Origin of the sequence: Burkholderia sp. MSMB1459WGS, from assembly GCF_001534535.1 — a bacterium.
Classification (GTDB): Bacteria; Pseudomonadota; Gammaproteobacteria; order Burkholderiales; family Burkholderiaceae; genus Burkholderia.
This window is the reverse complement of record NZ_LPMU01000036.1, coordinates 1-13,223: the sequence shown is the minus strand read 5'-3', so window position 1 is coordinate 13,223 and position 13,223 is coordinate 1. Positions and strand designations below refer to the sequence as shown.

12 protein-coding genes are annotated in these 13,223 nt (G+C 67.4%); 8 read left to right on the top strand and 4 right to left on the bottom strand.

The window, feature by feature from the left end; all coding sequences use genetic code 11:
- Positions 1-128 precede the first annotated feature (128 nt).
- The 7 genes from WT97_RS14035 to WT97_RS14005 all read left to right on the top strand — a co-directional run bounded on the left by WT97_RS14035 (position 129) and on the right by WT97_RS14005 (position 6,726).
- Positions 129-1,421 carry an HlyC/CorC family transporter gene (locus WT97_RS14035; RefSeq protein WP_060353639.1) on the top strand — a complete coding sequence of 431 codons (1,293 nt, stop codon included), beginning with the start codon at positions 129-131 and terminating at the stop codon, positions 1,419-1,421.
- Between the two features lie 149 nt (positions 1,422-1,570).
- Positions 1,571-2,848, top strand: coding sequence for a GspE/PulE family protein (locus tag WT97_RS14030; protein WP_059791910.1), 1,278 nt, complete (start codon positions 1,571-1,573; stop codon positions 2,846-2,848).
- A gap of 2 nt (positions 2,849-2,850) precedes the next feature.
- Positions 2,851-4,056 carry a type II secretion system F family protein gene (locus WT97_RS14025; RefSeq protein WP_060353638.1) on the top strand — a complete coding sequence of 402 codons (1,206 nt, stop codon included), beginning with the start codon at positions 2,851-2,853 and terminating at the stop codon, positions 4,054-4,056.
- Between the two features lie 45 nt (positions 4,057-4,101).
- A complete protein-coding gene (locus WT97_RS14020) occupies positions 4,102-5,013 on the top strand; it encodes an A24 family peptidase (protein WP_060353637.1) in 912 nt (303 codons plus the stop codon).
- Between the two features lies 1 nt (position 5,014).
- A complete protein-coding gene (coaE, locus tag WT97_RS14015) occupies positions 5,015-5,632 on the top strand; it encodes a dephospho-CoA kinase (protein WP_060353636.1) in 618 nt (205 codons plus the stop codon).
- Positions 5,633-5,741: 109 nt separating this feature from the next.
- Positions 5,742-6,497 (top strand): cell division protein ZapD, encoded by a 756-nt coding sequence (gene zapD / locus WT97_RS14010; protein WP_027783465.1) that lies wholly within the window; start codon positions 5,742-5,744, stop codon positions 6,495-6,497.
- A gap of 28 nt (positions 6,498-6,525) precedes the next feature.
- Positions 6,526-6,726 (top strand): DNA gyrase inhibitor YacG, encoded by a 201-nt coding sequence (locus WT97_RS14005; RefSeq protein WP_059500911.1) that lies wholly within the window; start codon positions 6,526-6,528, stop codon positions 6,724-6,726.
- Between the two features lie 58 nt (positions 6,727-6,784).
- Here the strand turns inward: WT97_RS14005 and WT97_RS14000 are convergent, their stop codons facing one another.
- The 4 genes from WT97_RS14000 to secA all read right to left on the bottom strand — a co-directional run bounded on the left by WT97_RS14000 (position 6,785) and on the right by secA (position 12,313).
- Positions 6,785-7,243, bottom strand: coding sequence for an NUDIX domain-containing protein (locus WT97_RS14000; protein ID WP_060036087.1), 459 nt, complete (start codon positions 7,241-7,243; stop codon positions 6,785-6,787).
- A complete protein-coding gene (locus tag WT97_RS13995) occupies positions 7,240-8,109 on the bottom strand; it encodes an ATP-binding protein (protein ID WP_060353635.1) in 870 nt (289 codons plus the stop codon). Before WT97_RS13995 ends, WT97_RS14000 begins: the two co-directional genes overlap by 4 nt.
- Positions 8,110-8,128: 19 nt before the next feature.
- The gene (gene argJ, locus WT97_RS13990; protein WP_060353634.1) at positions 8,129-9,370 is read right to left on the bottom strand and encodes a bifunctional glutamate N-acetyltransferase/amino-acid acetyltransferase ArgJ; all 1,242 of its coding nucleotides are present in this window, start codon (positions 9,368-9,370) and stop codon (positions 8,129-8,131) included.
- Positions 9,371-9,514: 144 nt separating this feature from the next.
- The gene (gene secA, locus WT97_RS13985) at positions 9,515-12,313 is read right to left on the bottom strand and encodes a preprotein translocase subunit SecA (protein WP_059791919.1); all 2,799 of its coding nucleotides are present in this window, start codon (positions 12,311-12,313) and stop codon (positions 9,515-9,517) included.
- Between the two features lie 257 nt (positions 12,314-12,570).
- Here secA and WT97_RS13980 point away from each other — a divergent pair, with 257 nt between their 5' ends.
- Positions 12,571-13,047, top strand: coding sequence for a DUF721 domain-containing protein (locus WT97_RS13980; protein WP_059500907.1), 477 nt, complete (start codon positions 12,571-12,573; stop codon positions 13,045-13,047).
- Positions 13,048-13,223 lie beyond the last annotated feature (176 nt).

The following is a 13,223-nucleotide window of genomic DNA, read 5'->3' as shown; positions in this document are numbered from 1 at the left end:
CCGTGCACCGCGTGCACGGTTTTTTTTCGTCCGGCAGCCGCAGGCTCCCGTATCGCGCGCGACACATCGCGGTCGCCGGCCTCTGCTATATTTCCCCCATCCCTGTCCTTCACTGCCCTTTCCAACGCGTGGACCAAATTCCCTTATGGGCGCAAATCAGCGCCGTCTTCCTGCTTCTCCTCTGTTCCAGCTTCTTTTCCATTTCCGAGACCGCGATGATGGCGCTCAATCGCCATCGGCTGAAGCATCTCGCCGGCCAGGGCGTACTCGGCGCGAAAACCACGCAGGGGCTGCTCACGCGCACTGACTTGCTGCTCAGCGTGATCCTGATCGGCAACAACCTGTTCAACACGATCATCCCCGTCCTCACGACCTCGCTCGCGCTCCATACGTTCGGCCGCAACAACCTCGCGCTGTCGATCGCGACCGGCGTCGTCGCGTTCCTGATCATCGTGTTCGCGGAAATCGCGCCGAAGATCGTCGGCGCGACGTTCCCCGAACGCATCGCACTGCCCGCGAGCCTCGTGATCGCCCCGCTGATGCGCGTGTTCAAGCCGGTCGTCTGGTTCGTCAATGCGCTCGCGAACGGCGTGCTGTGGGTGCTGCGCATCAACACGAAGAAGGGCCGCGACCAGCGGATGTCGGCCGACGAGCTGCGGGCCATCGTGCTCGAATCGAGCAGTTTCATGCCGACCAAGCACCGCAGCATCCTGCTCAATCTGTTCGACCTCGAGAACATCACGGTCGACGACGTGATGGTGCCGCGCCGCCAGATCGAGTCGCTCAACTTCTACGCGCCGCTCGACGACATCCTGCATCAGCTCGAAACCTGCTATCACAACCGGCTGGTGGTCTACGAAGGCGACATCGACAAGGTGCTCGGCGTGCTGCACGTGCGCAAGACGCTCACCGCGCTGCACAACCAGGATTTCGACCGCGAGACGCTGCGCACGCTGCTCACCGAACCGTACTACGTGCCGTCGGGCACGCCGGTGGTCCAGCAGCTCCAGTTCTTCCAGGAAACCCGGCATCGCACCGCGCTCGTCGTCAACGAATACGGCGAACTCGAAGGGCTCGTCACGCCCGAGGACATCATCGAGGAACTGATCGGCGAATTCACGACGTCGATGCCGCGCAGCGAACGCGCGGGCGGCTGGGACGAGAACGGCGAATGCATCGTCTCGGCCAGCATGCCGCTGCGCGAACTGAACCGCTGGCTGCACCTGAAACTGCCGACCGACGGGCCGAAGACGCTGAACGGACTGGTACTCGAGATCCTCGAGGAAATTCCGGAAGACGACGTGTGCTTGAAAATCGGCGACGTGATGCTCGAAGTGATGCGCAGCGACGATCAGGCCGTACGTACCGTCAAGCTGTTCAAGCCGCGCGGCACACGTACCGGACGCGGCGCCGCGCGCTAGGGCCTGTTCACGCTAATAACGGGCTTGCGAACGTGCCTTTCCGCCATTAGCGCGAACAGGCCCTGGCCGAACGGCCGACTGCCGGCGCCGCACGCGACGCGCGATCATCTGCGCATCACGGTCAACAGGCGGCCAGCGTGCCGGCTCACATGCATTTCCCTTCCTCCGGGGCGCCGCTGCGCACGCAGTCGTCGCCCGCGCATTCCGACGCACCGCCCGCCGCCGCGCCCCCGGCACTCGATGCGGCCCAGCTCGACGACGCCCCCGCCGTACGCCTGCTGACGGACACACTGCATGCGGCGCGCGTGCGCGACGCATCGGATATCCACGTCGAGCCGTTCGAAGCCGGCTGGCGCATCCGTCTGCGCGTCGACGGCGTGCTGCATGAACTGGCGCGACCGCCGCTGCACCTGCGCGACGCGCTCGTCACGCGGATCAAGGTGCTCTCGCGCATGGACATCGCCGAGCGGCGGCTTCCCCAGGACGGCCGGCTGCGCATCGCGATCGACGGCGGCACGCGCGGCGACTACCGCGTCAGCTCGCTGCCTACGCTGTTCGGCGAAAAGCTCGTGCTGCGGCGGCTCGAAACGCTACCGCCCGATCTCACGCTTGCCAACCTCGGCTTCGACGCGCGGCAGGCGGCCGCGATGGAGGCCGCGATCCGCGCGCCGCATGGCCTCGTGCTCGTCACGGGCCCGACCGGCAGCGGCAAGACGCTGTCGCTCTACTGCGCGCTGCAGATGCTCGATCGCGACGCGCGCAACGTCTGCACGGTCGAGGATCCCGCCGAGATCCAGCTCGACGGAATCAATCAGGTCGGGGTCGCCGACAAGGCGGGGCTCACGTTCGCGACGGCGCTGCGCGCGCTGTTGCGGCAGGATCCGGACGTCATCATGGTCGGCGAGATTCGCGATGCGGAGACGGCCGATGTCGCGATCAAGGCCGCGCAGACCGGCCATCTCGTGCTGTCGACGCTGCACACGAACGACGCGCCGGCCGCTGTCGCGCGGCTGCTCGACATCGGCGTCGCGCCGTACAACCTCGCCGCGGCGCTCCACCTCGTCACCGCGCAGCGTCTCGTCCGGCGCCTGTGCGTCGCCTGCCGCGTGCATTCGGACGCATCGGTGCGCGCGCTGCGGGAAGCCGGGTGCGACCCGGCGGCGCTGGCAGCCGGATGGCGGCCGTTCGTCGCGCGCGGCTGTGCCGCCTGTCACGGAATCGGCTATCGCGGCCGCATCGGCCTGCATCAGACGATGCCGGTATCGCCCCGGCTGGCCGAGCGCATCGTCGCGCGGGCGAGCGTCGGCGAACTCGCGCAGTGCGTGGCGACCGAAGGCGTGCGCACCCTGCGCGACGCGGCATTCGCGCGCGTCATGGACGGCACGACGAGTATCGCGGAAGCCGTCGCCGCCACACCCGTAGCGTGAACATGCGCACGCCGCCGCGCGAAACCCGCTTTGCATGGCGCGGCCGCCATCGCGACGGCTCGCCGCGCCGCGGGATCGTCATCGCCTTTGACGCCGCGGCCGCGCGCGCCACGCTCGCGCGCGACGGCATCGCGGTACTGTCGCTCGACGTCCGCGGGCCGGCCCGTCCGCCTGCGGCGGCCGCACGCGACATCACGCGCTTCACGCGCCAGCTCGCGAGCCTGCTGCAAGCCGGCCTGCCGCTTGCGCCGTCGCTCGAGATGCTCGCGCGCACCCGCACGCGCGACGGCGTGCCGCGCATCGCCGCGGGGCTCGCGCGCGAGATCGTCGGCGGCCGGCGCTTCGCCGATGCGCTCGCACGCTATCCATCGCAGTTCGGCACGCTGTATCGCCAGTTGATCGAGGTCGGTGAAGCGTCCGGTTCGCTCGGCATCGTGCTGACGCGGCTCGCGGAACACCGCGAGCGTGCCGATGCGCAATGGCGCAAGCGGCGCGCGGCACTCGCGTATCCGGCCGCCGTGATCCTGTTCGCGCTCGCGATCTCGGCGACATTGATGGTGTGGGTCGTGCCGACCTTCCGGCAGATCTTCGACGGTTTCGGCGCCGCCCTGCCCGCACCGACTCGCGCACTGCTCGCGCTGTCCTCCGCGCTGTCGGCGTGGGGCGGTGTGCTTCTGGCCGGCGCGGCCGCCACGGGGATTGCCGCGCAGCACGCGCTTCGGCGCTCGGCCTCGCTGCGTCATGCGCTCGCGCGGCGCCTGCTGCGCGCCCCGCTCGCGGGCAGCGCGCTGGAGCGGTTCGCGGCCGCACGCTGGTGCCGCTCGCTGGCGACCCTGCTCGGCGCCGGCGTGCCGCTCGCCGATGCATTCGCCACGCTCGAGCGCACGGCCGGCCATCCGGTGTTCGCGCACGCCACCGCGCACATCGCCGCACGCGTATTGCGCGGCGTGCGTCTGGCCGATGCGATGCATTCGGCCGGCTGCTTTCCGGACGACGTCGTGCAACCGATCGCCGTCGCCGAGGAATCCGGTGCGCTCGACACGATGCTGGCCGACATCGCCGCGTCGTGCGAACGCCAGCTCGACGCGCGCCTCGATGCACTCGCGGCGCTCGGCGAACCGTTGATCGTGATCGTCCTGGGCGCCCTCGTCGGCGGCCTCGTGATCGCGATGTACCTGCCGATCCTTCAACTCGGCAACGTGGTGTAGCATCGCAACCGATTCTGTCGCCTTTTTGTCCGAACCCCGAGCCTCATGACGCCAGCGCCCCTGTCCGCCGTTTCCGATTCGCCCGAGAGCACGCTGCTCGCGCTGGCGATGCTGCCGCCCGCGCTGCAGTATGCGTTCGCGGTCGTCATCGGCCTTTGCATCGGCAGCTTCCTGAACGTGGTCGTGCACCGGTTACCCGTGATGATGCAGCGCGCGTGGCAGGCCGAGATCGCAGAAGCGACGGGCGCCGCGAGCGTCCCGCCCGACGACGGTTATCCGCCGCGCTACGATCTGTGGCGCCCGCGCAGCGCCTGCCCGCACTGCGGCCACGTATTGCGCGCGTGGGAAAACATCCCGCTCGTCAGCTACCTGATGCTGCGCGGGCGCTGCCGGCGCTGCGGCCATGCGATCGGCGTCCGCTATGTGCTCGTCGAACTCGCGTGCGCGCTGCTCGCCGCCGCCTCGCTTGCGGCGTTCGGCCCGACCGTCGCCGCGCTTGCCGCGTTCGCGCTGTGCGCGGCGCTGCTCGCGATGAGCGCGATCGATATCCGGACCGGCTACCTGCCCGACTCGATGACGCTGCCGCTGCTGTGGGCCGGGCTCGTCATGAACCTCGGCGGCACCTTCGCGTCGCTGCGCTCGGCCGTGATCGGCGCAATGGCCGGCTACCTGTTCCTGTGGTCGATCTACTGGCTGTTCAAATGGCTGCGCGGCATCGAGGGCATCGGTTTCGGCGACCTGAAGCTGCTTGCCGCGCTCGGCGCGTGGATGGGCTGGGCCGCACTGCCGCAAGTCGTGCTGTTCGCGGCGGTGACCGGTGCGATCGTCGGACTCGTCGCGACCTGGCGCGGCCGCATGCGCTTCGAGGAGCCGATTCCGTTCGGCCCGTTCCTCGCGGCCGGCGGCGTCGCCACGTTGTTTTTCGGCACCCCTTTCTATGCGGCGCTCGGAGGCTGACATGTTTTCCGTAGGACTCACGGGCGGTATCGGCAGCGGCAAGACGACCGTCGCCGACCTGTTCGGCGCCCGTGGCGCATCGCTCGTCGATACCGACCTGATTGCCCATCGCATCACCGCACCGGGCGGCCTCGCGATGCCGGCGATCGAGCAAGCTTTCGGCCGCGACTTCGTGGCCGCCGACGGCTCGCTCGATCGCGCGAGGATGCGCACGCTGATCTTCAGCGACGACGACGCGCGCCGGCGCCTCGAAGCGATCACGCATCCGCTGATCCGCGCGGAGACCGATCGCGAGGCGCACGAAGCACAGGGCCCGTACGTGATGTTCGTCGTGCCGCTGCTCGTCGAATCGGGCACCTGGAAGGCGCGCAGCGATCGCGTGCTCGTCGTCGACTGCCCGGTCGAAACGCAAATTGCGCGCGTGATGCGGCGCAACGGGTTCACGCGCGAACAAGTCGAAGCGATCATCGCGCGACAGGCGACGCGCGAAGCGCGCCTCGCGGCGGCCGACGACGTGATCGTCAACGACGCGGTCACGCCCGCCGCGCTCGCCGCGCTCGCCGCGCAGGTCGATGCACTGCACCAACGTTATGTCGGATTCGCGGCCGCCGCGCACTGAGCGTCGCGCGCGATCGTGATGGTGTACGAAATTGGTGCGTTGCTAGGGTAGAGAGGGGGCATTAGAATGTCCTTCATTGTTTCAATCCCTACCGACGAGGCGAGCGCGCTTGATTCTTTACGAGTATCCGTTCAACGAGCGAATTCGCACGCTGTTGCGTCTCGAAGATCTGTTCGAGCGCTTCGCGTTCTTTTTGGCTCAGGAGGACCCGCGTGAACACCACGTCGCGTTGACGACGCTGTTCGAAATCGCCGAGGTAACGGGCCGCGCGGACCTGAAATCGGATCTGATGAAGGAGCTCGAACGTCAACGCCAGACGCTCGCCCCCTTTCGCGGCAATCCGGGCATCGAGCAGAACGCGCTCGAGGCCGTGCTCGGCGAAATCGAGCAGACGCTCGCGAATCTCGCGCAGATGCAGGGCAAGACCGGCCAGCACCTCGTCGACAACGAGTGGCTCGCCAGCATCCGCAGCCGCGCGGTGATTCCGGGCGGGACGTGCAAGTTCGACCTGCCGTCGTACTACGCGTGGCAGCAGTGGCCCGCCGAGCAGCGGCGCCAGGATATCGCGAAGTGGATCCTGCCGATGCTGCCGTTGCGCGACGCCGCAGCAATCGTGCTGCGGCTCGCGCGCGAATCGGGTCAGGCGTCGAAGGTCATGGCGATGCAGGGCAGCTACCAGCAGATGCTGTCCGGCCGCACCTACCAGCTGATGCAGGTACGGGTGCCGCCGGAGCTGCGCGTGATTCCCGAAGCGAGCGCCAACAAATACATGTTGTGGGTGCGGTTCACCATGCAGGACGGCGATGTGCGGCCGCGCGCGGTGGACATCGACGTGCCGTTCCATCTGACACTGTGCAATCTGTAACGGCCGCGTGCCGGATCGATGCTTTCGTATGACTACCGTCGTGAAATGTCCGTCGTGCGGCGCCGAAGTGCGCTGGACGCCTGAAAATCAGTTCCGCCCGTTCTGTTCGGCCCGCTGCAAGCAGCTCGACCTCGGCGCATGGGCCGCGGAAAAGTACCGGATCGGGGGCGCCTCCGACGAGGGCCCGTCGTCGGAAGAGGACGGCGCCGACGGCCGTCGCGACAGCTGACCGGCACCACGCCGGCCGCCGGCGATATGGCCCGCCTTTCCGGCAGGCCGCCTCGGCGTCAATGCGACGCCGCTTCCTTCTCGAGCAGTTCCAGCACCGGCAGCGCTGCCGGCAACAGCGGCGCGACTTCGACCGGCAGTTGCTGCCACACGAACGCCTGCCCTTCCTTGCTGTGCGGCTCGCCTGTCCAGCCCGTCACCTTGCAGAAATAGAGCCGCACGTACGCGTGCGGATAATCGTGCTCGAGCGTGTGCCAGCGGTGGCTGGCCGTGACTTCGATGCCGAGTTCCTCGTGCAGCTCGCGCGCAAGCGCGTCCTCGACGCTTTCGCCGGCCTCCAGCTTGCCGCCAGGAAACTCCCAGTAACCTTCATACGGCTTGCCCTGCAGGCGTTGCGCGAGCAGATAACGGCAGCGGCCGACCGGACCGTCCGGCTGTACCATCACGCCGACCGCGACTTCCGTCACCTTGCGGCCGTCCGGCGCCCGCACGGCGCCCTGTGCCAGGTCCGCGCTCATGCCTGCTCCTTGCGGCCCGACCAGTCGCGCGCGAACTGCCATGCGACGCGGCCCGAGCGCGAACCGCGCTCGAGCGCCCACACCAGCGCTTCGCCGCGCGCCGTCTCGATCTCCGCATCCGGGCAGCCGAAGTGACGCAGCCAGTGCGCGACGATGTCGAGGTAGTCGTCCTGCTTGAACGGATAGAAGCTGACCCACAGACCGAAGCGCTCCGACAGCGAGATCTTCTCCTCGACGACTTCGCCGGGGTGAATCTCGCCGTCCGGCAGATGCTTGTACGACTCGTTGTCGCTCATGTACTCGGGCAGCAAATGGCGGCGGTTCGACGTCGCGTAGATCAGCACGTTGTCCGATTGCGCGGCGATCGACCCGTCGAGCGCGACCTTCAGCGCCTTGTAGCCCGATTCGCCGTCCTCGAACGACAGGTCGTCGCAGAACACGATGAACCGCTCCGGACGCTGCGAAATCAGGTCGACGATGTCGCCGAGATCGTGCAGGTCGTCCTTGTCGACTTCGATCAGGCGCAGCCCGTCGTTCGCGTACGCGTTCAGGCACGCCTTGATCAGCGACGACTTGCCGGTACCGCGTGCGCCGGTCAGCAGCACGTTGTTGGCCGGCTTGCGCTGCACGAACTGCCGCGTGTTCTGGTCGATCAGCGCTTTCTGGCGATCGATGTTGTGCAGATCGTCGAGCGTGATCGACGACACGGCCGGCACCGGCTGCAGGTAACCGCGCCCTTGGCGCTTGCGCCAGCGGAACGCGTGGGCCGCGTTCCAGTCGATGGCCGCCGGTGCGGGCGGCAGCATCCCTTCGAGACGGCCGAGCAGCGCTTCCGCGCGCGTCAGAAACTGTTCAAGCTTGTCCATGTCGTTCGAGCGCTCCCGATCAGGAGCGGTAATCCGCGTTGATGCTCACGTAATCGTGCGACAGGTCGCACGTCCAGATGGTGGCCTGTGCATCGCCGCGGCCGAGCAGCACGCGGATCGTGATCTCGCTCTGCTTCATCACCCGCTGGCCGTCCTCTTCCTGGTAGGCCGGATTGCGGCCGCCTGCCTTCGCGACGAGCACGTCGTCGAGATAAAGATCGATCTTGCCGACGTCGAGATCTGCGACGCCTGCATAGCCGATCGCCGCGAGAATCCGGCCGAGGTTGGGGTCGGATGCATAGAAGGCCGTCTTCACGAGCGGCGAATGGCCGATCGCGTACGCGATCTGGCGGCATTCGGCGACGCTCTTGCCGCCTTCGACCTGCACCGTCATGAATTTCGTCGCGCCTTCGCCGTCGCGCACGATCAGCTGCGACAGCACCCGTGCGACTTCCGTCACCGCGTCGCGCAGCGCCGCATAGGCAGGCGAATCGGTCGACGTGATCGCGGGCAGCGTGCTCTTGCCCGACGCGATCAGGATGAACGAGTCGTTCGTCGACGTGTCGCCGTCGATCGTGATGCAGTTGAACGAGCGGTCGGCCACTTCCTTCACGAGCGTGTCGAGCACCGGCTGCGCGACGTTCGCATCGAACGCGAGGAAGCCGAGCATCGTCGCCATGTTCGGCTTGATCATGCCCGCGCCCTTGCTGATGCCGGTCAGCGTGATCGTGTGGCCGTCGATCGTCACCTGGCGCGACGTCGCCTTCGGCAGCGTGTCGGTCGTCATGATCGCCTGCGCGGCGTCGAACCAGTTCGCGGCCTTGCGGTTCGCGAGCGCGGCCGGCAGGCCGGCCTTCAGGCGGTCGATCGGCAGCGGCTCGAGGATCACGCCGGTCGAGAACGGCAGCACCTGCGCCGGCTCGATGCCTGCGAGACGCGCGAGTTCCGTGCAGGTCTCGCGGGCGTTCACGAGGCCCGGCTCGCCGGTGCCCGCATTCGCATTGCCCGTATTCACGACCAGCGCGCGGATGCCCGCGCCGCCGGCCCGTACCTTCGCCAGATGCTCGCGGCAGACGGTGACCGGCGCCGCGCAGAAACGGTTTTCGGTGAACACGCCCGCGACCGTCGCGCCTTCGTCGACGGAGATGACCAGCACGTCCTTGCGATTCGGCTTGCGGATGTTCGCTTCCGCCCAGCCGAGCGTGACGCCGGCGACGGGATGCAGTTGGGCGGGATCGATCGACGGAAAATTGACAGCCATGGGGCACACCTGCCGGATGGAAAATGCCGGCACGTGCCGGCATCGATTGGAAGAACCGGCGGCCGCACGCGCGGGCCGCCGCAACTCACATCACTGACTCGAAGCCACGAACGACGCGGCACGCGTGACGCGCGCCGCCGCCGATCATGACAACTTCCCGTGACATTGCTTGTACTTCTTGCCGCTGCCGCACGGGCACGGGTCGTTGCGGCCGACCTTCGGCATTTCGCCGCCGGGGCCGCTGTGCGTCATCGCGCTGCCGACCATGTCGGCCGTCGCGGTGGCCGCCGCGGCTGCCGTGACGTTCGCCACCGGCGCGCCGGCGTCCGCGTAGTCGGCGTGCTGGTATTCGACGTTCTCGAGATGACCGCCGCGCTCCTCGATCTGCTCGGCAGCCTCCTCGAGCTGTTCCGGCGACTGGATCTGCACGTTCATCACGATGCGCGTGACTTCCTGCTTGATCGCGTCGAGCATCGCGGCGAACAGCTCGAACGCCTCGCGCTTGTATTCCTGCTTCGGGTTCTTCTGCGCATAGCCGCGCAGGTGAATACCCTGGCGCAGGTGGTCGAGCGCCGCGAGGTGTTCGCGCCACAGGCGGTCGACCGTCTGCAGCATCACCGAACGCTCGAACGCGCTGAACGATTCGCGGCCGACCATCGCGACCTTCGCCTCGTACTGCTCGTCGGCGGCCGTCATCACCGCGTCGAGAATCTCCTCGGCCGTGATCGACGACGACTCGTTCACCATTTCCTGGATCGCCAGGTCGAGCTGCCAGTCGTTGCGCAACGCTTCCTCGAGCTCGGGCACGTCCCACTGCTCTTCGATGCTGCCTTCCGGTACGAACTGGCGGACGACTTCGGCGATCACGCCGTGACGCATCGCGGTGATCGTCTCGGTGATGTCGTGCGCCTCGAGCAATTCGTTGCGCTGCTGGTAGATCACCTTGCGCTGATCGTTCGACACGTCGTCGTATTCGAGCAGTTGCTTGCGGATGTCGAAGTTGCGCGCTTCGACCTTGCGCTGCGCCGATTCGATCGACCGCGTGACGATGCCCGCTTCGATCGCCTCGCCTTCCGGCATCTTCAGGCGATCCATGATCGAGCGCACGCGGTCGCCCGCGAAGATGCGCAGCAGCGGATCGTCGAGCGACAGGTAGAAGCGTGACGAGCCCGGATCGCCCTGGCGGCCCGCACGGCCGCGCAACTGGTTGTCGATCCGGCGCGATTCGTGGCGCTCGGTGCCGATGATGTGCAGGCCGCCCGCGGCCTTCACCTGCTCGTGCAGCGTTTCCCACTCGTCGTGCAGCTTCTGGATGCGGCGCGCCTTTTCGTCGGCCGGGATCGCGTCGTCGGCCTCGATGAACGCGGCCTGCTTCTCGACGTTGCCGCCGAGCACGATGTCGGTGCCGCGGCCGGCCATGTTGGTCGCGATCGTCACGCGGTTCGGACGGCCGGCTTCCGCGACGATCGCCGCTTCACGCTCGTGCTGCTTCGCGTTCAGCACTTCGTGCGGCAGCCCGGCCTGCTTCAGCAGGTGCGACAGCAGTTCGGAGTTCTCGATCGACGTCGTGCCGACCAGCACCGGCTGGCCGCGCTCGTAGCAGTCGCGGATGTCGCGGATCACCGCGTCGTAGCGCTCCTTGGCCGTCTTGTAGATCTGGTCCTGCTTGTCGATCCGCTTCGGCGGGCGGTTGGTCGGGATCACGACCGTCTCGAGGCCGTAGATCTCGTTGAATTCGTACGCCTCGGTGTCCGCGGTACCGGTCATGCCGGCCAGCTTCGCGTACATCCGGAAGTAGTTCTGGAACGTGATCGACGCGAGCGTCTGGTTCTCGCTCTGGATCTTCACGTGCTCCTTCGCCTCGACGGCCTGGTGCAGCCCGTCGGACCAACGGCGACCCGCCATCAGGCGGCCCGTGAATTCGTCGACGATGACCACTTCGCCGTTCTGCACGACGTAGTGCTGATCCTTGTGGAACAGCGTGTGGGCGCGCAGCGCAGCGTACACGTGGTGCATCAGCGTGATGTTCTGCGGCGCGTACAGGCTCTCGCCCTCGCCGATCAGGCCCCATTCGGCGAGCAGGCGCTCGGCCTTCTCGTGGCCCGATTCCGTCAGGAACACCTGGCGCGCCTTCTCGTCGAGCGTGTAGTCGCCCGGCTTCTCGACGCCCGTGCCGTCGGCCTTCTCTTCGCCGATCTGGCGCTCGAGCAGCGGCGGCAGTGCGTTCATCCGCACGTACAGTTCGGTGTGATCCTCGGCCTGGCCCGAAATGATCAGCGGCGTCCGTGCTTCGTCGATCAGGATCGAGTCCACTTCGTCGACGACCGCGAAGTTCAGCGCCCGCTGCACGCGCGCGTCGGTCTCGTAGACCATGTTGTCGCGCAGGTAGTCGAAGCCGAATTCGTTGTTCGTGCCGTACGTGATGTCCGCCGCGTAGGCCTGCTGCTTCTGTTCGTGCTCCATGCCGGACAGGTTGATGCCGACCGACAGACCGAGGAAGTTGTAGAGCCGCGCCATCCATTCGGCGTCGCGCTGCGCGAGGTAGTCGTTGACGGTCACGACGTGCACGCCGCGGCCGGCCAGCGCATTCAGGTACACGGGCAGCGTCGCGACGAGCGTCTTGCCCTCGCCCGTGCGCATTTCCGCGATCTTGCCGTAGTGAAGCACCATGCCGCCGATCATCTGCACGTCGAAGTGCCGCATCTTCAGCACGCGGCGGCTCGCCTCGCGACAGACCGCGAAGGCCTCGGGCAACAGCTTGTCGAGCGACTCGCCGGCCGCGACCCGCTGGCGGAACTCGTCCGTCTTGCCGCGCAACTGGTCGTCCGTCAGCTTCTCGATCTGCGTTTCGAGCGCATTGATCGTCGCGACGGTCTTTTGGTATTGCTTGACGAGCCGCTGGTTGCGGCTGCCAAAAATTTTCTGGAGAAAACCGGTTGTCATCGGATCGGATCCTGCGTCGCAGCACCGGCGCCCGGCGCGTGTTGCGCGCCCCGGCGCCCGAGCCTCGGCGGCTTAGCGAATTAGTGGACTCAAACGTCGAATTTTAGCACGCGGGGACGCATGCGCCTGCGTCCCGGCCGGACGGGGCACTGCGGGCCCAAGCCGGGCGGACACGGGCGAAAGCTGCCCGTGCGCAGGCCGGCGCGGGTACAATCGGCTGCAACGTCCGCGCGCGTACGCGCTCGAAAAATGCCTCGATGAACCGATTTTCCAAGCGTTTCGGCCCGCTCGCCGCCTATCGCCCGCAACCCGTGTCGGAAGTGCTCGGTCGGACCGATGCATTCGCGGCGCTGCGCGCCGGCGTCGAGCAGATCGCGTCGCTGCAGCGCGACCTGGGCGCGTGCCTGCCCGACTATCTCGCGAATCACGTCGAACCGGGTTTCATCAAGGACGGCACCCTGACCCTCTTTGCCGCGCACAATGCGCTGGCCGCACGGCTGCGGCAGGTCGAAATGCGGCTGCTCGGCGATCTCCAGAAGCGCGGCTGGCCGGTGACGACGCTGCGCGTGCGCGTGCGGCCGAAGGACGCGCCGGCGCCGCCGCCCGTGAAGCAGGCGCGGATGACGTCGACCGGCGCCGCCGCGCTGCGCGATCTCGCCGACCATCTCGAACCGTCGCCGCTGCAGGCCGCGCTCGCGCGGATGGCGGCACGGCATGGCGCGAAGCCGCGTTGACCGCACCGGCCGCAGGCAGCCGCCAGCCGAAAAAAAAAAGCGACCCGATGTGAACTGACCCCGCAAAGTTGGACGGTTAAACACTAGGCGCCCAAGGGCTGTGAACCGCTTGGATTTCTTGGACAGTGCCGAGCGTTAGTGTTCGGTCTTTCATGAGCCTTCGGCCGTAGGCCGAA